Source organism: Streptomyces aurantiaciflavus (assembly GCF_049808595.1).
GTDB lineage: Bacteria > Actinomycetota > Actinomycetes > Streptomycetales > Streptomycetaceae > Streptomyces.
On the sequence record NZ_JBNCAQ010000058.1, the window covers coordinates 19,790 to 38,083 of the forward strand.

Below are 18,294 nucleotides of genomic sequence, written 5' to 3' on the forward strand. Positions count from 1 at the left end.
AAGAGTTGAAGAACAAGAAGACGCTGATCTCGGCAGTGGCCGCCTTCACGGCCGCCCTCGCCGCGGCAGTGGGCGTCCCGCGCATGGTTTCCGCCGGGGAAACGAGTCAGGCGGACACCACGTCGAGCGCCGGCGCCCATGCGGCGGTGGACGACCGCTACCCCTCTCAGACCGCGGCGGACTGGATCGCTCACACCGACCATGCCATCGCCTATACCGTGCTTTCGGAGAAGGCGCTGCCGATGAGCGAGGAAGAGGAGCAGTCCGGCGAAGGATTCGTGCCGCGCGAGCTGACCGTACGCGTCGACAAGGTCATCTGGTCCCACCCGGCCTCCACCAGCGAGCCTCCCGCCGTCGGCTCCACCATCGTCCGGCACTCCGGTGGCTGGACCGTGCACGACGGTGAACGCACCCCGGTGGTCGACGCCGACCGTCCCGTGCTCGAACCCGGCCACTCCTACATCGAGGCGGTCCACTGGCTGACGAAGGGACCGGACGGGACGGAGCTGCCCCCGTCCTGGGTCGGCCTCGGCGAAGGCTCGAAACTCCCGTTCGACAACGGTGTGATCGGGAAGGGAGAGAACGAGGGTCAGACCGTCAGCGCAACCCGCTTCCGGGCCATGGAGGACGAGCCCGGACCCGCTTCTCTGGAGGAGCAGATGGCAGGCAAGAGCGCTACGGAACTCGCCGCAGCTCTCGACGCCGCCGTTCCGGCGCGGTAACCGTTCCTGGCCTGCTGCCACCGCGCCGTCCCCAGGCCGGTCGCGGTGGCAGCCGGGTCACCCACCGTAGGGAGCTTTGAGCATGTCAGCACGGTCCTGGCAGCCGGCAGCCGGATTCGCCGCTCTCGTCCTGGCCTTGTCCGCATGCGCCGGCAGCACGGATCCGGAGGAAGGTGACAGTACCCACAAGCCCACGGACGACGTCACCATCACCGAGTTCCGTATGCAGGCAACCGGCGACGGAAGGCAGGCGAGGGCGGACTACCGCATCCGCAACGGCGGGCCGGACCCGGTCACCTACACCGTCGTCATCTCGTTCCTCGACGACGACGGCGACGCCGCCGCCACGCGCGTGGTGGACCAACGGGTCGACAACCAGGCCACCTATGAGGGAACCCTCACCGTGCCGTGGAAGCAGGGCCCCGCGTCCTCCGGAGCCCGCGTGACCGACGTCCGCATCCGGTGACTCACCCACGACCCGTACCGTCATCCGGAGGATCGGCGGTCGGCGGTCCGGAACTCGGTGGTATGACGACGGGCCCGCCCCCGGTGATGCGGGGGCGGGCCCTTTGTCGTCTCGCTCAGGCTCTGGTCCAGCCGCGCAGTGGTGGAGCGGCGAGGACCTCGTCGAGGGTTGTCTCGAACGCGGTGGACGGCAGGGCGTCGGGGACCGTGAGGGTCAGGGACGCCGTGTGGCCGGAGCAGTCGAGCAGGGTCGCCGTCCAGCCCGCCGGCAGCAGTGCGATCAGGCGGATCGCGGCGAACTCCGGATGAGCTCCGTCCGGTCCGCTGATGCGTACGGGGTGCTCGATGGGCATGGGAAGGGCTCCTGGAAGGGGTACGGGAAGAGGGGGGTCAGCGGGAGGTGCGGCGGGCGCGGCTGAGCTGGTAGGCGCCCACGATCAGGCCGATCAGGATGGCGCCGCCGACGGCGTAGCGGACGCCGTTGTCCAGGTCGCTGGTGATGACGGCGACCTCGGCGCCGGCGAGGACGGCGAGCAGGGCGGCGATCAGGATGACGGAGTTCGGGCGGTCGGTGTTGTTGCTCATGGTGTTCTCCTCGGTGGTGGGGGTGGTGGGGGTTCTGTGGGTGCGGTGGAGTCGTGGGGTGTGGATGGTAGGGGGAGCGGATCAGTCCGCGAGCTTGAGGGCCTGACGGAAGGAGAGCTTTCGGCCGGTCTGCATCAGGGCCCGGCGGTAGACGCGCTCGGCGCCCAGGACGACCAGGGCCGCGGCCGCCAGGGAGACCAGCAGCGAGGCCGCCGGCTCCCACCAGGCGGTGTCCCCGGCGATGATCCGGGCGGGCATCGTGATGGTGGAGGTCAGGGGGGCGAAGGACAGGATGCTCTGGGCGGTGCCGGAGGCGGTGATGCCGGCGACGAAGACGACGGCGACGATCGCGTTCACCGGGGTCGTCGTCGACTGGATGTCCTCGGTGCGGGTGGCGATGGCGCCGGCGGCGGCGAAGACGCAGGCCAGGACGGCGATGCCGACCACGTAGTAGACGAGGAACCAGCCGAGGCCCGCGGTGACCTGACCGAAAGTCTCCTCGTGGCCGGCCGCGACCAGGCCGATCGCGGCGGCCGCCGTGAACGCGACCATCTGGGCCAGCGCCAGCGTCGTACTGCCGACGATCTTGCCGACGAGGAGGTCGCGCAGACGGATCGAGCTCGCGATGATCTCGACCACCCGGTTCTGCTTCTCCTCGACGATGCTGGTGGCCAGCGAGACGCCGAGGAGGACGGCGGCGAGGTAGAAGAGGAAGCCGAAGAAGTACGTCGCCATGCGGACGACCGTCTCGGGTGTCTCGTCGGGCGAGAGCAGGGTGTGCTGGAGCGTGGCGCCCCTGGCCAGGTCCGCCATGCTGGTGCCGGCGGCGGTGGCGTTGGCCTCCAGCGCGTTCGCCTGGACGGCGGCGCCGAGCCAGGTGGCGGCGGTGGAGTCGGTGTCGGTGTCGCCGAGGAGGGTCCAGCCGTCGGGGGTGCGCAGCAGGCCCGCGTCGGCATCGCCGTCGCGGACGGCCGCGCGGACCGCCTCCTCGGAGGTCTCCTTGTGGAGGGTGATGTCGATGTCCTGGTCGGCCCGGTCGGCCAGTGCCTCGGCCTGCTCGACGAGTTGGGTGCTCGCCGGGGCGACCGCCGCGACCGTGATCTTTCCGGTCGTCGACGCGATGTAGAACTGCAGGCCGACCGCGCCGAGGATGACGGCGAGGGTGGCGAGGGTGGAGAGCAGGAAGCCGCGGTCGCGGATCTTCACGGAGATCTCGCGGGCGGTGACGATGCGCCAGGCGGAGGGGGTCCGGGGCTGGGGCCGGGGGTGGCGTGTGGGGGGCTCGGTGCGCATGGTGGGGCTGGGCTTCTCGGTGGTCGGTTCGGTGGTCGGTTCGGTGGTGGGGTCGGTCGTCTCCGGCGTCAGCGTGGTCATGCTGCGGTCATCTCCCTGAACACGTCGGCGACACTGGGGACGATCTCGGCGAACTCGCGGACCGGGCCCCGGCGCAGTGCCTCCGCCAGGAGTCGGTCGGCCACGTCATCGGTGGCGAGTTCCAGCAGGGCGGTGCCGTACTCCGACGTGATGACGTCGACGCCCTGGACGCCGCGCAGCCAGTCGGTGGGGCCGCCGGTCACCAGGCGGTGCCGGACGCGGCCGCGGCGGCGCAGACTGTCGGCGGTGCCGCGGGCCAGGGTGCGGCCCGCGGCCTGGACGACCAGGTCGTCGCAGAGCCGCTCGACGAGCTCCAGCTGGTGGGAGGAGAACAGCACCGGCACACCGCGGTCGGTGTGCTCCCGCAGCAGCTCCGCCATGGAGTCGACGGCGTGCGGGTCGAGACCGGAGAACGGCTCGTCCAGGACCAGCAGGTGCGGTTCGCCGATCAGCGCGGCCGCGATCTGCACGCGCTGCTGGTTGCCCAGGGAGAGCGACTCCAGGCGTTCGGTGCGCTTCTCGGTGAGCGACAGGCGCTCGATCAGGTCCGAGGCGGAGCGTTCGGCGGCGTGGGCGGTCAGGCCGCGCAGGCGGCCCAGGTAGACCAGCTGGCCGAGCACGGTCTGCTTCGGGTACAGGCCGCGCTCCTCGGGCATGTAGCCGAAGCCGCGCCGGTCGACGGCCGTGACCGGCGCGCCGTTCCAGCGGATCTCGCCGCCGCTCAGGGCCAGGACGCCCATGATCATGCGCATGGTGGTGGTCTTGCCCGCGCCGTTCCCGCCGACGAAGCCGGTCATCCGGCCCTCGTCGACGCGGAAGGAGACGTGGTCGACCACGCAGCGGTCGCCGAAGCGGCGTACCACGTTGTCCAGTTCCAGCATCGTGCGTGTTCCTCTTCGTCTCGGCGTGGGTCTCAGGGCAGGGGGTGGGGGGCGGCGGACCGGTGGTCGGCCAGGCGGGCGGGGCAGCCCGTGCGTTCGGGCGCGCTGGTCACGCGGGGCACGTGCCAGGTCCAGTCGTGGGTCTCGTCCATGCGGAGGTGCTGGTAGCCGGCCGGGACGACCTTCACCGCCCGCCAGCCCATCGCCACGGCGCCGGCGGGCAGGCGGGGGGTGAGGTCGACGACGAGCGGGTCGGCGCCGTCGGCGAGGAGGGCGACGGTGATGTCGTCGGTGGTCACCCGGCGTTCCGTCATCGGTCCCCGCGCCGGGGTGAATCCGGCGACCCAGTCGCGTACGGCGGCGTGGGCGCGGCCGGTCAGCATGTACTGGATGCGGTCGTGCTCGGTGACCACCCGGTCCGGCGCGTGGACCGGGCCGGCCTGCCGGGTGGCGTCCAGGGCGGCGCGGACCTGCCAGGCCTCCTGGAGGGCGCCGAGCAGGGCGTCGTACGGGCGGTCGGAGGCCTTCATGCCGACGGTGGCCGTCGCGCCGGGGCGGTCCGGTTCCACCAGGCAGGCCACCACGCACCACAGGCCCGGGACGGCGTTGGGGATGTAAGCGAAGGTCGCCTCGACGCCCTGGTCCAGCGCGCGCCGCCACAGGGCGCGGAGGGCCTCGCCGGTGGGGTGGTCGGGGGCCCCGGCCACCGCCTCGAGCGGGTCGGTGTAGCTCGGCAGGCGCAGCCGGCGGCCCCACGCCGTGGTGAAGGCGTCCCGCTCCACGATCTCGACCAGGGCCGAGCGCAGCGCCATGTCGCGGCTGCTGCCGGACGCGGCGCCGGACGGGGACGGGTCGAACAGCGACGCCGGTGCGGTGGTGGGCCAGTCGACCAGGCCCGCCGGGACCAGCACCGCCCTGCCGTCGCCCAGACGCTGCGCCGGGTACCAGTCGAGGTGGGCGGTCGCCGCGTCCGGGTGGGCGAGGGCGTGGGCGTGGGCCGGGAAGGCGTCCGCGCCGAGGGCTTCGGCGGTGCCGTGGACGACGGGCAGGCGGTCGTCCGGGTGCAGGGCGCGCCGCTCGACCGCCTCGCCCGCGCCGCGCAGCAGGGCGTCCGCGCGGGAGTGGCCGTTGGCGCCGGCGACGAGGGCGGAGAGGGGGACGCGGGTCTCGTCCCACCCGTCGACGGGGCGGAGGGCCACGGCGGCGCTCCACAGGGGGTTGTCGGGCTGCGGCGGGAGCAGGGAGTAGCGGGCGGCGATGCCGGCGGTGGGGGCGAGGGTCCGGGGTACGTCGATCACGGCCGGCCTCCGTCGACGGCTGCGGGCTCGTCCGGGTTCGGCGTCGCGAACGGCAGTGCCTCCGCGGCGTCCTCCGCTATCGCCGTCAGGGCCAGCAGCACCCCCGCCGAACCCGTCGCCAGGTCCGTCGACAGCCGGTAGCCGTGGTCGCCGAGGAAGTCGACGCGGCCGGGCTCGGCGGCCATGGCCTCCCAGCCGAGGGCGTCGAGGTGGGCGCGGACCTGCTCGGGGTCGCGGTGGTCGCCGGTGAGGGTCAGCAGTGCGCCGGCGCGACCGGTGAACAGGCCGCAGGAGCTGGCGAAGTGGGAGTGGACGGTCTGCAGGAGGAGGCGGTGCGCCTCGTCCAGGTCGGCGGCGGGGCGGTGCCGGGAGAGCGCGCGGATCACCAGGGCGATGCCGGCGCTGCCGATCAGACCGGGGCCCAGGCGCAGCCTGCTGTCCTCCTGGGTCAGGTCGATGGTCTCCAGGTCGGTGCGCAGCTCGGCTTCGGCGGCGTCCAGGTAGCGCTGTTCGCCGGTGTGCTCGAACAGGCGCAGCAGGAACAGGGCGTGGCCGGAGCGGCCGTAGACCAGACCGACGCGCTTGGGGCCGGTCGTGGCGCTCTCGGGGCTGCCGATGCGGTCGGCGAGGGTGCGGGCCATGTCGAGGTACGCGCCGTCGCCGCGGCGGTCGGCCAGGTGCAGGGCGACCAGGCCCAGGCCCGACCAGCCGTTGCACAGCGAGTCGCTGACGCCCGCGACCGGCGTGGCGAAGGCACGCTCCATCAGGGCGTCGGCCTCCTGCGGGTGGCCGAGGTGGTCCAGCGTGTACGCGACGCCGGCGAGACCGGTGTAGAAGCCGGGGCCGTCGGTTTCCGCGTCGCGGGCGTGGTCGACGAGCCAGCGGACGTGCTCTGCCGGGGGACGCTGTCCGGCGCGGGCCAGCGCCCACAGGACGCCCGCCGCGCCGTAGGCGAAGGTGGCGCCGCCGCCCGGGGTGAGGAACTGCATGGCGTCGCCCGGGTAGAGGCGGTCGTCGCGCTCGGGGGAGGCGGCCTCGACGATGGAGCGGGCGATGGCCTCGCGCAGGGCCGCGTCCGGGACGGCGGGCCAGGCGACGGAGAAGTCACGGCCTGAGGTCAGCACGTCCGGGCCGAGGCCCTCGGCGATCGTGGTGACCAGCGACTCGGGCAGGTCGAACTGCTCGGTGGCGACGTCGAGAAGCGTCTGCACCTTGGCCACGCCCCACGGCACGATCTGCGGCAGCGGCATGAACATCGTCAGCCGCAGCACGTTCAGGGCGAACAGGTCGCAGTCCGCGCCGGTGAGGTGGTGCGGGGCGTGGAAGCCGAGCGCGCCCATCGCCTGCGGGTGGCCGTCCTCGACCGGGGTGCAGGTCTCCATGTCGATGAACGCGACCGTGTTGTCGGCCTTGAGCAGGATGTTGCCCGGGTGCAGGTCACCGAAGACGACCCCGCGCTCGTGCATGGCGGCCACGCCCGCCGTCACCTGGTCGAGGATGTCCAGCGCCCAGGTGGTGTAGGCGGCGCGCGCCTCGGGCGAGTTGTCGCCGGAGGTGAAGGGGTGCCGGCGGCGCAGTACGTCGATCAGCGCCTCGCCGTCGATGAACTCGCGGGCCAGGAAGCGGTGCTCGTGGCCGTCGCGGTAGTCGATCAGCGCCGGCACGGCGGGCAGGCCGGCCAGCTTGGTCAGCGCCCAGTGCTCGCGCTCCATCCGGGCGATCGCGTCGGCGCCGCTGGCGTCCAGGCCGGCCAGCGGGCGGGCCTCCTTCAGCAGGACCTCGGCGCCGGTGCGCTGGTCGACGGCCCGGTAGACACCGCCGCCGTTGGAGAAGTGCAGCGCCTTGTGGACGCGGAACGGGAAGTTCTTCAGCGTGCCCTGCTTGCGCTCCTGGTGGGCCTCGGCGAGGAACGGCGGCAGCGTCACCCACTCCGGCGGACGGAACGCCGGGCGGCGCACGTCCGGGACCATCTCGCCCCGCGGGTTGCGGATGCCGGGGACCAGGGCGCCGTTCTCGGCGCGGGCCATCTTCAGCACGAACCCGCCGTAGCGCACGAACAGCGGGCCCTGCTTCCAGCGCAGGTCGCTGAGGATGTACGGGGCGGGCGTGCCGCCGACCAGCTCCTCCAGCTCGTCGAGGGTGCGCTCCAGGATCTCCTCGTTCGGCGGGTAGATGGTGATGAACTTGCCGCTGGCGCTGCGGTCGCCGTACTTGGAGCCGCGCCGGCCGAGGATCTCGCGGGTGGAGATGTACTTGTACATCAGCCCGTGCTCGACGCAGTACGGAGCGACGGTGTCCAGCAGCTCGGCGGCGTTGTCCGGGGAGGCGGAGACGTGGATCTTCCAGCCCTGGTCGGGGACGTCGAGGTCGGGCGGGGTGCAGAACGTCCACTCTCTTCCGCGGGTCACCGTCCAGCCGGGTCCTGGGATGCGGCCCGCGTGGAAGTCCTGGTCGGTGGCGCCGTCGTGGTCGGGGGCGTCGTAGAAGAGGGAGTCCTCGCGGCAGAAGTCGAGGAAGCGGAAGTCGAGCACGGTACGTCTCCTGGCCGTTTCGGGTGGGAAGAGTGGGTGGGCGTTCGGACGGGTTACGGGAGGAAGGGGCTCACATAGGTGCGGTGGGCGACCTCCCAGAGGGGGAGGCGGCCGGTGTCCACCTCCGCGGCTCCCGTGGGCTCGTCCGGTACGCGGTCGAGGGTGAGCCGGTAGCCGGTGACCGGCAGGTCGTACCCCTCGCCGAGGGCTATGGGGAAGAAGGACGACAGGGGCGCGGTGCCGTCGGCCGCCTTGGCGCCCACGGTCGCGGTGCCCGTCGTCGGGTGCAGGACCGGGCCGTTGGCGGTCAGGGTGACCCGCTGGCCCGGCTCGATCCGGTCGGTGTCCGCGCCGTCCAGGAGCACCAGCTCGACGCCGTCGCCACGGGTGACGTACGCGGCGGAGACGGTGTGCGGGACGGGCACGAAGAGCAGCGCCGTCACGGCCGCGGCCAGCGCGCCGGTGACCGTGGCCACCCTCGGACGGGCGGCTCCGGCGGCACGCACCTCACCGGCCAGCCGGCGCGCCCCGCGGCCCAGGAAGTACAGGCCGTACGAGACTCCGCAGGCGGCGAGGCTCACGCCGATCCAGCCGCCGCGCCTGAGCAGGTCGATCCACAGCTGGAGCGCGGTGGACAGCAGGTACAGCGGGAAGACCATGCAGGCGAGGCCGTACCAGGTGGTCCAGCGGGTGGTCAGCTCGCGCTCGTAGCGGCCGCCGAAGAGGAGACGGGCGATCGTGCGGCGGGCGTCGGTGATGGCGCGGTCGCGCAGGTAGGGGATGTCGGCGTGGCTCATCAGGGCGATGTAGCCGTCGAGCTTGATGAACGGCAGGAGGTTCAGCAGGCCCGTGACATAGCTGCCGAGGGCGAAGAACACGAGGGTGGTCTTGGCGCCGCCGGGGGCGAGCGGCCAGGCGGCGAGGGCGGCCGCGCCGGCGAGGAAGGTCTGCACGGCCGGGCCCGCGAGGGCGACATGGACGCGCTGGCGGCGCTCGGGCAGGCGCCAGGCGTCGGAGACGTCGCAGAAGAACGCCGGCATCAGGTAGAAGAGCATGATCCCGATCCGGGACGGGCGGCCGCCGTAGCGGATCAGGGTGGCGGCGTGCCCCAGCTCGTGGATCGAGGTGCCCGCGATCAGCCCGACGAGGACGCCCAGGTAGGTCAGGGGCGAGAGCGGGCCGGAGAGCGAGCCCTGCACGTACGTGTTCTGCACGGCGAGCGCGGCGAGGCCGGCCAGCGCGGTCAGCAGGGCGGCGCCGACGAGGTACCGGTTGCCGAGGCGGACGAACAGGGGCTGCAGGGACTGCATCGTGCGGCCCGGCCGCAGCAGCGTGAACTGGAAGGTGAAGGGCGGGACCAGCTTGAGGCGGCCCTCGCGGCGGGGCTCCTTCATCTCGCCGTCGTCGATCAGGCCGAGCTCGTCCAGGCGGCGGACGGCGAAGCCGACCATGGCGGCGGACCAGGTGCCGCCCATCAGACGGGCGAGCTCCGCGTGGTCGCGCTCGCCGTCGAAGTGCTGGGCGAGACCGGCGACATCGGGGCTCACCCGGATGTAGCGCGGGCCACGCTGCAGCACCCAGGTGCCGCCGTCGCCCATGGGCGGGTGGATCTCGGTGCCCGGTGCGCGGTTCGGCCGCTGCGTGTGCGCGGCAGGCGCAGCGGGTGATGCGGTGGTGGCGCTCACGGTGGGTTCCTCACGGGTCGGTTGGTCTTCTTGAGGGGGGCGCCCCCCGCCTCGGCCCAGCTCATTCCTTTGCCGGAAGCAGGGCCGAGGCAGGATCTGCGATCACGCCGATGCGTGTCGAAGACCTAGTGAGGGCTGCTCACTGGGGGTCGCGTTCCCTTCGTGCGGGGCTCGATCAGGTGAGGGCGATCGAGGTGGCGACGGCGGAGGACACGCCCGCGCCGATGGAGACGCCGGTCCAGAAGCCGGGGGCCTCCAGCGCCTCGAGCTCCTGCATCTCCAGCTCGACGTTCTCGACGGCGGTCTCGGCGGGGGTGTCCTTCTTGATGTCGGCCATGTCTGTTTCCTTCTCTCTGGGTTCGGGTGGTGTCGGTGGTGGAAATCAGGTGAGGGCGATCGAGGTGGCGACGGCGGAGGAGACGCCGGCGCCGATGGAGACGCCGGTCCAGAAGCCGGGGGCCTCCAGCGCCTCGAGCTCCTGCATCTCCAGCTCGACGTTCTCGACGGCGGTCTCGGCGGGGGTGTCCTTCTTGATGTCGGCCATGACGGCTTCCCTTCGTGAGGTTTCGGTGGTGTGGGTGGGGGTGCGGGCCGGGATCAGGTGAGGCTGAAGGCGACCGAGACGACCGAGATGCCGACGCTGACGCCCGCGGAGGTCGCCCAGCCCGGGGCCTCCATGGCCTCCAGCTCCTGCATCTCCAGCTCCGAGTCGGCGGCGACGGCCTGCAGCTCGGTCTCGACGACGTTGTTCTCGCTCATGGGTTTCTCCTCGAAGGTGCTGAATGTGCCGGTGGTTGACGGTTGACGGGGGTGTGGATCAGGTGAGGCTCCAGGCGACGGAGACCAGCGAGATGCCGACGCTGACGCCCGCGGAGGTCGCCCAGCCCGGGGCCTCCAGCGTCTCCAGCTCCTGCATCTCCAGCTCGGAGACGGCGAGGTCCTGCAGCTCGGTCTCGACGACGTTGTTCGTGTGCTCGCTCATGTGCTTCTCCTCGGTGTCGGGTCCCGGAGGGTCCGGGACCGCGTTCGGTGGGTTTCCGTCACGGGCGCCGGGCGGCGTCCGTGCGGGTCTGGGGGCCTCGGGCGGCGGGGGACGGTGCGCCCGAGGCCGGCTCGGTGGCCTCGGTGAGGAGCGCGCGCACATCGGCGGCGCTCAACTCGTCGAGGATGGGCAGGCCCGCTCCCCAGCCGCGCATGATGCGCGTGGTGGCCCGGTCGATCGCGCCGGCGTCGGCGCGCACCTCGCGGTCGACGCGCCAGTCGCGCATCAGCTGGAGCAGGCCGGTGGCCGGGTCGTCGGACAGCCAGGGGGCTGCCGTGCGCAGGGTCGTCCACAGGCGGTGGACACGGGCGGGGCTGCCCAGCCGGGTGTCACCGGCGAGGGTGTGCCGCCACAGCACCGGCCACAGGGCGGAGACCGTGCGCATCTTGGCCAGGTTCAGGGTGGTGGACAGTTCGTTGGCCATCGCCCAGCACTTCACGGCGTAGGGACTGCGGCCGATGTTGATCCGGCCGATCTGGCTCTCGCCGCTCGACTTGGCGATCCGCAGCCGTAGTTCGGCGGGTACGGGCCGGTGTTCGGTGCGCAGCGCGGCGACTTCGTACCCGGCGACGACCAGGCGGGCGGCCAGGGACTCCACCTCGGCGTCCTGCTCGGGGAGTTCGGTGGGGTCGCCGGCATACGGGCTGACCGTGCGGAAGAGGGCTTCCAGGACGCCGTCGGCGATCAGCTCGCCGGGCAGGGTCTCGGTCGCCTCCGGTGCCCACAGGGCCGCGACGGGCCGCAGACAGGGTCCGGTGGCGAGGAGTTTGCCGCCGTCACGCTCGAAGCAGGCGACCGTGCCGAGTTCGCTGCCCGTGCCGAGGGTGGTGGGGACGGCGAGGACGCGGGCACTGGAGCCGAGCGTGGCCGGCAGGACCAGGAAGCCGCTGCGTTGCGGGGCGGTGAGGTAGCGGGGGAAGTCGGGGTGGCGGGCGGACAGGGCGGCCAGTTTGGCGAAGTCGAGGGTGGTGCCGCCGCCGACGCCGACGACGAGCTCGTCCGGGGCGAGCCGGGCGGCTGCCCGGGCGACGGCGTCCAGTCCGGTGGGGCCGTCCAGGACGCGCAGGGCCGGGGTGATGCCGACGCTCTCGATCCGGTCGAGGATCCCGGTGGTGACGGGCTGTCCGGCGACCGCCGGGTCGGCGACGACGGTGACGGCTCGCGTGCCGTCCTTCCGCAGCCAGCCGGCCAGCTGGTCGATGCCGCGCAGCGGGGGCGCCGGGGGCACGAACTCGGGCCGGATCACTCCCTTGCGGACCTTCGCCGGCCGCGCGGTGCGGTGCCGGGTGCGGGTCGCGGCGGCGGTGGTCTCGGTGGGCACGGCAGCTCCTTGTGCTCTGCGTCGGATACGGTGGGGTGACCTGCCTCGGCCCAGCTCATTCCTTTGCCGGAAGTGGGGCCGAGGCAGGGTGGGCGGCCGGTGCGAACCCCCGGGTCGCCGGGGGCGGTTCGGGCCGCCGGGGTTCGGCGGGGTGGTGCGGGCGGGGCAGTGCGGAGGCGGTGGCGTACGACGGGTGCGGTGGCGTCCGCCGGCCGGTGGCTCAGGTCGCGACGACGACCGAGACGCTGACCGCGGTGCCGATCGAGACGCCGGTCCAGAAGCCGGGGGACTCCAGGGCCTCCAGTTCCTGCATCTCCAGCTCGCTGGCGTCGGTGGAGAACTCCTCGGTGGCGAACTGCTCGGCCTGGGACTTCGTGGTGTTCTGCTCGCTCATGGGTGCTGTTTCCTCGGGGAGTCGGGGCGGATTCGGAGTTATCGGGCGGCCGGTGCGGCCGTGGGCAGCAGGGCGTCGATCCCTGCCTCGACGCAGGCCATGAGCTCGTCGACCTCGGCGTCGGAGTACGTCAGGGACGGCACGAGCTGGATGCCCGCGGGGCCGGGGTGGACGATGGCGCCGGCCTTGCGGATCGCGGCGACCAGGTGGGCCACGCCGGGCGGTGAGAGCCGGTGCCCGCCGGGGCCGCCGATGTGCAGGGTGTGGAAACAGCCGCGGCCGGAGGAGCCGGTGACCAGCGGGTGCCGTTCGACGAGGTCGGCGATGGCCGCTTCGAGGCGGGTGGCGACCCGGCGGCCGGCGACGACCGCGTCCAGGCGCCGCATCTCGGCGATGGCCGCGCTGATCGCCGCGGACGGGACGGACGTGCCGCCCTGGGTCTCGGCGTGGGTGAGGATCGCGTCCTGGCCGGTGAAGGCGTCGGCGATCTCCTGCGAGAAGACGACCGCCGAGGCCGGGCAGGTGCCGTTGGTCAGGCCCTTGGAGGAGAGCAGGACGTCGGGCCGGCCGGGCCAGGTCTGCGAGGCGAAGAAGGTGCCGGTGCGGCCGAAGCCGGTGGCGACCTCGTCGGCGACCAGCAGGAACCCGGTCTCGTCGCGCAGCCGGACGAGTTCGGCGAGGTAGTCGTCGGTCAGCGGGACGGTCCCGGTGCCGAGGACCGGCTCGACCACGACGGCCGCGATCTGCTGCCCGCTGCGGGCGATCAGATCCCTCAGCTCCCCCACGTCGTTGGGCGTGACATGGCGGATCAGCCGCTGGTCCACACCGTAGACGCGCTGGCCGAGGTCCTCGCCGGTGAGGGCGAAGCCGCCGAAGGTCAGCCCGTGGAAGCTGCCGCGCAGGGCGACGACGAGGTTGCGCTGCGGGCGGCCCCGCAGGGCGTGGTAGTGGCGTACGAGCTTCATCGCGGCGTCGTTGGCGACGCCTCCGCCGGTGGAGAGCAGGACCCGGCCGTAGTGCTCGGGCCCGCACACCTGGAGCAGGTCGTCGGCCGCCGTGCGGGCGTAGGTGTTCTCGAAGCGGAAGGAGTGCAGGTACGAACCGTTCGCGGCGGCCTCGGCGACGGCGGCGGCGATCGCCTCGTTGCCGTAGCCGATCTGGACGTTCCACAGACCGCTGTCGGCGTCGAGGACCTCGCTGCCGTCGGCGAAGGTGATGCGGTGACCGCGGGCGCTCACCGCGCAGTCGGCGTCGTTGCCGTGCGTGCTCGGCGGGATCAGGTAGGGCCACAGGGCGCTGCTCATCGGGCGGCCACCGCCTTCAGCAGCGTCACGCGATGACGGTCGCCCATGCCGGTCAGCGGCCGGCGCCCGGCCACCGTCAGCCCGGCCTCGGCGAGCTCCGCCTCGATGGCGGCGATGCTCATCGTGCCGACCTCGTCGACGCAGACCGTGACGGGACCGTCGGCGGCGGGCTCGGCGGGCGCGATGGTGACGTACCGGTGGGCGGCACCGGCCGGCCAGTACTCGTACAGGTCGTACGACGTGCCGCTCGCACCCCGTACCCGGGAGTGCACCTCGGTCGGCGCCTCGTCGTCGGCGCGTTCCATCACCGAGACCAGGAACTGTCCGCCCGGCGCGAGATGGGCGGCCACCGACCGGTACAGACCGGCCCGGCCCTCGGCGTCGAGCAGGGAGAGGGAGGTGGTGCCCAGGACGATGTGGCCGAAGTCGCGGCGCAGGTCGAAGGCGGACATGTCGCCCTGGACGACCGTGCAGCGCTCGCGCATCGCACGCGGGGCGCCGGCCAGGCGTGTCCTGAGCAGGTCGAGCATGTCGGCGGACAGGTCGAGGGCGGTGACCTCGCGTCCGGTGGCCAGCAGCGGGAGGGTGAACCGGCCGGCTCCGGCGGCCAGGTCGAGGACGGGGCCCTCGGCGCCGGTGCGGACGGCGGCCACGATGTCGCCGATCTCGAAGCCGTCGGCGGCGGCGAGGTCGTCGTAGACGGGGGCGCCCAGGGTGTCGTAGAGGCCGCAGAGCCGGGCGCGGTCGCCGAGGGCGGTGACGCGCTCGCCGCCGAGGCCGGGCGGGAGGGTGAGGACGGTCATCGGGCACCTGCCGGTATGCGGGTGGTGGGGATGTCCAGGGGCAGGCCGCGGTCGGTGAAGAAGGCGCGGACCTGGTCCCGGACGTGGACGGGGAGGGGTGCGGTGGCGTCGTTGGCGCCGGTGCTGTCGGCGGTGTCGGTCAGGAGACGTTCGACGGCGGCGGCGAAGGCGTGGTCGACGGCGAACACGCGGCCGCCGGCGACGACGTAGGCCTGTTCGGTGTTCCACAGGACCAGGGGCAGCGCGGGGTCGCGCAGGTCGGCGTCGCCGGTGGCCGAGTTCGTCAGACGGTGGCCGAAACCGGAGACCTTCAGGCCGCCGACGTCCTGGGCGGTCAGCGCCCGCAGCGTCCTGACGGCGGCCAGGTAGCGGCCGAGGAAGGGACGGGTCTGCAGGGCCGCGGTGCGCGCCTCCTCGGGCACGGCCCCGCCCAGGCTCACCGCGCAGGGGGCCTCGCTGGCCGCGTTGACGTGTTCGTAGCGGGTGAGGAGGGTCGCGAGGTCGTCGCCGACCGTGCCCAGCGGGGAACCGGACGGCGAGGTGGAGACGCGGCCCTCGGCGTCGACGTACAGGCGCAGGGCGGGGCCGTCGCCGTCGCGGGGGCCGCCGAGCGCGGCCGTGTCGGCGAGCAGGACCGCCGGCGTGATCAGGAACTCGGGGAAGACGCCCTCGTGCAGGGCGCGGTCGGCGTCGGCGACGAAGGCGGAGAAGTCCTCCAGGCCGAAGACACGGATCAGGGTGGGGCCGAGGACGGACATGTACGCGCTGGAGGCGTAGTCCTGGGTCTGCAGGTAGAAGTCCTCGCCCAGGGCGAAGTCCGCGCCCGGGTCGGCGAGGGAGCCGCCGTAGGGGATCGTGTTCCCGCTCGCCTCCCCCGTGCCGGGGACGAAGACGAGCGTGCCCGGGCCGGTCAGGCCGGAGGCGGTGACGGCGTCGAGGTGGCGGGCGTCGGCGAGGACGATCGTGGCGACGGAGCCCTCGGGGACGGAGGCCGGGCGGCGGCCGCCGGCACCCCACGACATGATGTGGTCCTTCGCGCGTCTGCGCGTGGGTGTGTCCATGGCTGTCTTGTCCTGCTTGTCCTGTGGTGGTGTGGGAAGGGCCGGGGGAGGGCTAGACGGCGGTGCGGAGGATCTCCGTGAGGTCGCCGATCGCCTCCTGCGCGCCGAACATCTTGTGGACGCCGGTGGTGTTGAGGACGATCTCGTCGACGCCGGCCTGCCGGTACTCGTCGAGCCGTTTGACGACCGTGTCGAGGTCGCCGGTGACGAAGGCGCCCACGTCGACCGCGGCGCGTGCGACGGCGTGCACGTCCTGGCCGTCGGCCCGCACGCCGGCCCGCCGGAGCATGTCCAGGTAGTGCGGGGCCTGCAGATGGGCGTAGTTACTGGCCAGCGCGAGCCGTTCCGGCGCGGTGCCCTCCCGCTGGAGGCCGACCGGGACCATGGCGACGACGCGCGGACGGTCGGTGCGACCGGCCCGGGCCATGCCCTCCTCGACCGCGGGCAGCAGCACCTCGCGCAGGTAGGAGGGCGGGGTCAGCCAGGTGATGACGGTGTCGGCGACCTCGCCGGCGAGCCGTGCCATGCCCGGCCGCAGGACACCGAGTCCGACGTCCACGCGGGGGGCGGCGGCCGGGGCGAGCTGGGCCTGGAAGGTGTACTCCGGGCCGTTCATCCGCACCAGCTCCCCGTCGAGCAGCCGGCGCACGGCCGTCACGTACTGACGGGCGGTGGCCAGCGGCTTCGGATACGGCGCTCCCAGCATGTTCTCCTGGAAGGCCGGGGCGCCCGGCCCGAAGCCGGCGATCACGGGGTGACCGGTGGCCAGCGCCACCGAGCGGGCCTGGTTGGCGGCCTCGAAGGGGTGCCGCAGCGGCATCAGGGTCACCCCGAAGCCCACCGGGACGCGGAACCCGGCCCCGGCCGCCCCGACGAAGGTCTGGTGGGGCTCCAGGAGCATCGACTGTCCCTGCCAGAGCCGCACGGCGGGCGTCCAGTTCACCAGGCCCGCGAACGGCAGCGTCTGCTCCAGGCGGCGCGGCACGAACGGGATAAGAACCGAATAGTCCGTCATAGCGGCATATATCTCTCTCGTTTGGGGGCAGGGGAGGTCCTGGGCGGGTGGGGTGCGGTGCGGTGGTGCGGTGCGGTGGTGCTGGGAGGTAGTGCTGGGAGGTGGCGCGGTGAAGTGGCGCGGTGAAGTGGCGCGGTGAGGTGGTGCTGGGGGACTGGCGGCGGGCCTTGGTCAGGGGCCCGCCGGCGTCGGTGTGGTCCCGGTCGGTGGCGGGAGCCTAGTCGCGCGGCGCGACGCCCCAGTCGTGGTTGTCCTTGAGGGCGTCGACGATCGGGTCCAGGACGCCGCCGGGGAGCGAGGGCAGGTGGGGAAGCGCCGGGACGCCGGGGAGCGTCGGCAGCTTCGGCAGGCCGGCGGAGGCCGGCGCCGTCTGGTGGTGCGCCGCGGGCCGGGGCTCGGCGGCCTGCGCGGTGCCCTGGGCCGTCAGGGCCAGGGCACCGGCGGCGAGCAGCGTCGCGGCGGCGCGGACACCGGTGCGGACGAGGCGGGTGGCGGCCTGGGTGCCGGCGACAGAGCGGTTCATGATTTTCCCCCTGAAATACGGATGCTTCTGTTTCTCTCCGCAAGTGGTCTGTTCCTTGCGGTCTTGCCTCCTTGCGAGAACAACTCTGCCGTTCCGCCCACCTCCAAACGAGACGCAGATCGTGCAACTTGCTGCGCCCCGCTCGTGCCGTTTCCTGCACGCGACGAGGCAACCGACCGGCGAAACACGAGCGTGGCGCCACGGAGGTGACCCGAGGTATCTCTTGGTGGCGAGATCAAGAACAGGTCGTGCGCAGGGGGGACCATGACGCAACCAAGTCTTCAATTCCTCGGTGTCGGCAGAGAGGAGGAAGCCGCCTACCGCCGGCTCCTGCGGGACGGCGCGACGGACCCTGACCAGGCCGTCGCCGACGTCTCCCCGGAGACCGCCGACCAGCTCGTCGAGCTGGGGATCGCCACCCGCACCCACACCGGGGCGGTGCGGCCCGTACCGCCCGCGCGGGCCGTGGAGCGGCTCATCGAGCGCCGACTCGACCGGCTGCGGGGGGAGTTGGAGGACGCCGCCGAGGCCGACGGCATCGTGGACTCGCTGCGCGCGGAGCGGGAGGCGGTGACCGCGCTGCCGTCCGTGCCGTCGGAGGCGCCGACCGTGCAGCAGATCGAGGGCATGGAGGCCGTACGGGCCGTCATCGACGAGCTCACGTTCTTCGCCCGCACCGAGAGTCTGACGACCAATCCCGTCGGCATCATCACGCCCGAGTCGGCGGACTTCTCCCGGCCGATCGATCTGCGGATCCTGCGGCGGGGCGTGCGGATGCGGACGCTCATGGCCGCGCCCGCGCTGGACGACCCGACCACGCTGTCCTATCTGCGCGAGCTCGCGGCGAAGGGGGCGGAGATACGGATCTCCCACCAGCCCCTGGAACGCATGATCATCTGCGATCGGTCGGCCGCTCTCACACCCATCGATCCGGCCGACACCTCCAAGGGCGCGCTGCTCACCCGCGAGCCGGGGCTCGTCGCGACCCTCGTCACCCTCTTCGACCGGATGTGGGCGATGGCGCAGGAGTTGCCCACGCAGGACGACGAGTTGCTCAGCGAGATCGAGCGGCGCATTCTGCGGACCTTGTACGCGGCTGACAAGGACGAGAGCGGGGCGCGGGATCTGGGGATCTCCGTGCGGACCTATCGCAAACATGTCGCTTCGCTGATGGCGCGGCTGCAGGCGACGAATCGGTTCCAGGCGGCGTTGTTGGCACGGGAACGGGGGTGGTTCTGAGGGGGCGTAGGGGGAGTGGGGGTGGTTGCTGCCGGGGGCGCCTGGTGCCGG

The 18,294-nt window shown here is 72.8% G+C and carries 21 protein-coding genes; 3 read left to right on the forward strand and 18 right to left on the reverse strand.

Translation table 11 applies throughout. The features are described 5' to 3' along the window. Nucleotides 1-5 precede the first annotated feature (5 nt). Together ACPT94_RS40515 and ACPT94_RS40520 are read left to right on the forward strand one after the other, a co-directional pair. Complete coding sequence (locus ACPT94_RS40515; RefSeq protein ID WP_360350804.1) at nucleotides 6-722, forward strand: hypothetical protein; 717 nt, start codon at nucleotides 6-8, stop codon at nucleotides 720-722. Between the two features lie 82 nt (nucleotides 723-804). After that, the gene (locus tag ACPT94_RS40520; RefSeq protein WP_360350807.1) at nucleotides 805-1,188 is read left to right on the forward strand and encodes a hypothetical protein; all 384 of its coding nucleotides are present in this window, start codon (nucleotides 805-807) and stop codon (nucleotides 1,186-1,188) included. 115 nt (nucleotides 1,189-1,303) lie between these two features. On the opposite strand, the gene ACPT94_RS40525 is transcribed toward ACPT94_RS40520, so the two are convergent. The 18 genes from ACPT94_RS40525 to ACPT94_RS40610 form a co-directional block, all read right to left on the reverse strand. Then, complete coding sequence (locus ACPT94_RS40525) at nucleotides 1,304-1,540, reverse strand: hypothetical protein (RefSeq protein ID WP_360350810.1); 237 nt, start codon at nucleotides 1,538-1,540, stop codon at nucleotides 1,304-1,306. A 37-nt stretch (nucleotides 1,541-1,577) separates the two neighbouring features. Continuing rightward, entirely contained in the window at nucleotides 1,578-1,772 is a 195-nt protein-coding gene (locus tag ACPT94_RS40530) for a hypothetical protein (protein ID WP_425248037.1), read from the reverse strand. A gap of 81 nt (nucleotides 1,773-1,853) precedes the next feature. Continuing rightward, the gene (locus tag ACPT94_RS40535) at nucleotides 1,854-3,146 is read right to left on the reverse strand and encodes an ABC transporter permease (protein WP_425248038.1); all 1,293 of its coding nucleotides are present in this window, start codon (nucleotides 3,144-3,146) and stop codon (nucleotides 1,854-1,856) included. After that, nucleotides 3,143-4,027, reverse strand: coding sequence for an ABC transporter ATP-binding protein (locus ACPT94_RS40540; protein ID WP_360350818.1), 885 nt, complete (start codon nucleotides 4,025-4,027; stop codon nucleotides 3,143-3,145). Before ACPT94_RS40540 ends, ACPT94_RS40535 begins: the two co-directional genes overlap by 4 nt. Before the next feature lie 32 nt (nucleotides 4,028-4,059). After that, on the reverse strand, nucleotides 4,060-5,325 hold the full coding sequence (locus ACPT94_RS40545; protein ID WP_360350821.1) for a YcaO-like family protein: 1,266 nt from the start codon (nucleotides 5,323-5,325) through the stop codon (nucleotides 4,060-4,062). Next, on the reverse strand, nucleotides 5,322-7,856 hold the full coding sequence (gene lanKC, locus ACPT94_RS40550) for a class III lanthionine synthetase LanKC (protein ID WP_425248039.1): 2,535 nt from the start codon (nucleotides 7,854-7,856) through the stop codon (nucleotides 5,322-5,324). The genes ACPT94_RS40545 and lanKC overlap by 4 nt, the downstream gene beginning before the upstream one ends. Before the next feature lie 53 nt (nucleotides 7,857-7,909). Next, nucleotides 7,910-9,541, reverse strand: a complete 1,632-nt coding sequence (gene mpaP, locus ACPT94_RS40555) for a daptide biosynthesis intramembrane metalloprotease (RefSeq protein WP_360350827.1) — start codon at nucleotides 9,539-9,541, stop codon at nucleotides 7,910-7,912. Between the two features lie 175 nt (nucleotides 9,542-9,716). Next, on the reverse strand, nucleotides 9,717-9,878 hold the full coding sequence (locus tag ACPT94_RS40560; RefSeq protein ID WP_425248040.1) for a daptide-type RiPP: 162 nt from the start codon (nucleotides 9,876-9,878) through the stop codon (nucleotides 9,717-9,719). A gap of 45 nt (nucleotides 9,879-9,923) precedes the next feature. Then, nucleotides 9,924-10,085 (reverse strand): daptide-type RiPP, encoded by a 162-nt coding sequence (locus tag ACPT94_RS40565; protein WP_425248040.1) that lies wholly within the window; start codon nucleotides 10,083-10,085, stop codon nucleotides 9,924-9,926. 53 nt (nucleotides 10,086-10,138) lie between these two features. Continuing rightward, a complete protein-coding gene (locus tag ACPT94_RS40570; protein WP_360350833.1) occupies nucleotides 10,139-10,300 on the reverse strand; it encodes a daptide-type RiPP in 162 nt (53 codons plus the stop codon). Between the two features lie 58 nt (nucleotides 10,301-10,358). Further along, complete coding sequence (locus tag ACPT94_RS40575; RefSeq protein WP_425248041.1) at nucleotides 10,359-10,523, reverse strand: daptide-type RiPP; 165 nt, start codon at nucleotides 10,521-10,523, stop codon at nucleotides 10,359-10,361. Nucleotides 10,524-10,581: 58 nt separating this feature from the next. Next, nucleotides 10,582-11,904 (reverse strand): daptide-type RiPP biosynthesis dehydogenase, encoded by a 1,323-nt coding sequence (mpaC, locus tag ACPT94_RS40580; RefSeq protein WP_425248042.1) that lies wholly within the window; start codon nucleotides 11,902-11,904, stop codon nucleotides 10,582-10,584. A 220-nt stretch (nucleotides 11,905-12,124) separates the two neighbouring features. Further along, a complete protein-coding gene (locus tag ACPT94_RS40585) occupies nucleotides 12,125-12,298 on the reverse strand; it encodes a daptide-type RiPP (RefSeq protein WP_360350841.1) in 174 nt (57 codons plus the stop codon). A 38-nt stretch (nucleotides 12,299-12,336) separates the two neighbouring features. Continuing rightward, nucleotides 12,337-13,602 (reverse strand): daptide-type RiPP biosynthesis aminotransferase, encoded by a 1,266-nt coding sequence (gene mpaD, locus ACPT94_RS40590; protein ID WP_360350844.1) that lies wholly within the window; start codon nucleotides 13,600-13,602, stop codon nucleotides 12,337-12,339. After that, complete coding sequence (mpaM, locus tag ACPT94_RS40595; RefSeq protein WP_425248043.1) at nucleotides 13,599-14,405, reverse strand: daptide-type RiPP biosynthesis methyltransferase; 807 nt, start codon at nucleotides 14,403-14,405, stop codon at nucleotides 13,599-13,601. Before mpaM ends, mpaD begins: the two co-directional genes overlap by 4 nt. Then, nucleotides 14,402-15,466, reverse strand: a complete 1,065-nt coding sequence (gene mpaB, locus ACPT94_RS40600) for a daptide biosynthesis RiPP recognition protein (RefSeq protein ID WP_425248044.1) — start codon at nucleotides 15,464-15,466, stop codon at nucleotides 14,402-14,404. The genes mpaM and mpaB overlap by 4 nt, the downstream gene beginning before the upstream one ends. Nucleotides 15,467-15,518: 52 nt before the next feature. Next, on the reverse strand, nucleotides 15,519-16,481 hold the full coding sequence (locus ACPT94_RS40605) for an LLM class flavin-dependent oxidoreductase (RefSeq protein WP_425248045.1): 963 nt from the start codon (nucleotides 16,479-16,481) through the stop codon (nucleotides 15,519-15,521). A gap of 217 nt (nucleotides 16,482-16,698) precedes the next feature. Further along, nucleotides 16,699-17,004, reverse strand: coding sequence for a hypothetical protein (locus ACPT94_RS40610; protein ID WP_425248046.1), 306 nt, complete (start codon nucleotides 17,002-17,004; stop codon nucleotides 16,699-16,701). A 264-nt stretch (nucleotides 17,005-17,268) separates the two neighbouring features. Here ACPT94_RS40610 and ACPT94_RS40615 point away from each other — a divergent pair, with 264 nt between their 5' ends. Then, complete coding sequence (locus ACPT94_RS40615; protein ID WP_360350859.1) at nucleotides 17,269-18,243, forward strand: helix-turn-helix transcriptional regulator; 975 nt, start codon at nucleotides 17,269-17,271, stop codon at nucleotides 18,241-18,243. The last annotated feature ends 51 nt before the right edge of the window (nucleotides 18,244-18,294 follow it).

Bases quoted from the DNA above. Each gene is read 5' to 3' on its own strand.
- ACPT94_RS40520 (WP_360350807.1), top strand. From the start codon at position 805: ATGTCAGCACGGTCCTGGCAGCCGGCAGCCGGATTCGCCGCTCTCGTC.
- ACPT94_RS40525 (WP_360350810.1), bottom strand. From the start codon at position 1,540: ATGCCCATCGAGCACCCCGTACGCATCAGCGGACCGGACGGAGCTCAT.
- ACPT94_RS40530 (WP_425248037.1), bottom strand. From the start codon at position 1,772: ATGAGCAACAACACCGACCGCCCGAACTCCGTCATCCTGATCGCCGCC.
- ACPT94_RS40535 (WP_425248038.1), bottom strand. From the start codon at position 3,146: ATGACCACGCTGACGCCGGAGACGACCGACCCCACCACCGAACCGACC.
- ACPT94_RS40540 (WP_360350818.1), bottom strand. From the start codon at position 4,027: ATGCTGGAACTGGACAACGTGGTACGCCGCTTCGGCGACCGCTGCGTG.
- ACPT94_RS40560 (WP_425248040.1), bottom strand. From the start codon at position 9,878: ATGGCCGACATCAAGAAGGACACCCCCGCCGAGACCGCCGTCGAGAAC.
- ACPT94_RS40565 (WP_425248040.1), bottom strand. From the start codon at position 10,085: ATGGCCGACATCAAGAAGGACACCCCCGCCGAGACCGCCGTCGAGAAC.
- ACPT94_RS40570 (WP_360350833.1), bottom strand. From the start codon at position 10,300: ATGAGCGAGAACAACGTCGTCGAGACCGAGCTGCAGGCCGTCGCCGCC.
- ACPT94_RS40575 (WP_425248041.1), bottom strand. From the start codon at position 10,523: ATGAGCGAGCACACGAACAACGTCGTCGAGACCGAGCTGCAGGACCTC.
- ACPT94_RS40585 (WP_360350841.1), bottom strand. From the start codon at position 12,298: ATGAGCGAGCAGAACACCACGAAGTCCCAGGCCGAGCAGTTCGCCACC.
- mpaD (WP_360350844.1), bottom strand. From the start codon at position 13,602: ATGAGCAGCGCCCTGTGGCCCTACCTGATCCCGCCGAGCACGCACGGC.
- mpaM (WP_425248043.1), bottom strand. From the start codon at position 14,405: ATGACCGTCCTCACCCTCCCGCCCGGCCTCGGCGGCGAGCGCGTCACC.
- mpaB (WP_425248044.1), bottom strand. From the start codon at position 15,466: ATGGACACACCCACGCGCAGACGCGCGAAGGACCACATCATGTCGTGG.
- ACPT94_RS40605 (WP_425248045.1), bottom strand. From the start codon at position 16,481: ATGACGGACTATTCGGTTCTTATCCCGTTCGTGCCGCGCCGCCTGGAG.
- ACPT94_RS40610 (WP_425248046.1), bottom strand. From the start codon at position 17,004: ATGAACCGCTCTGTCGCCGGCACCCAGGCCGCCACCCGCCTCGTCCGC.
- ACPT94_RS40615 (WP_360350859.1), top strand. From the start codon at position 17,269: ATGACGCAACCAAGTCTTCAATTCCTCGGTGTCGGCAGAGAGGAGGAA.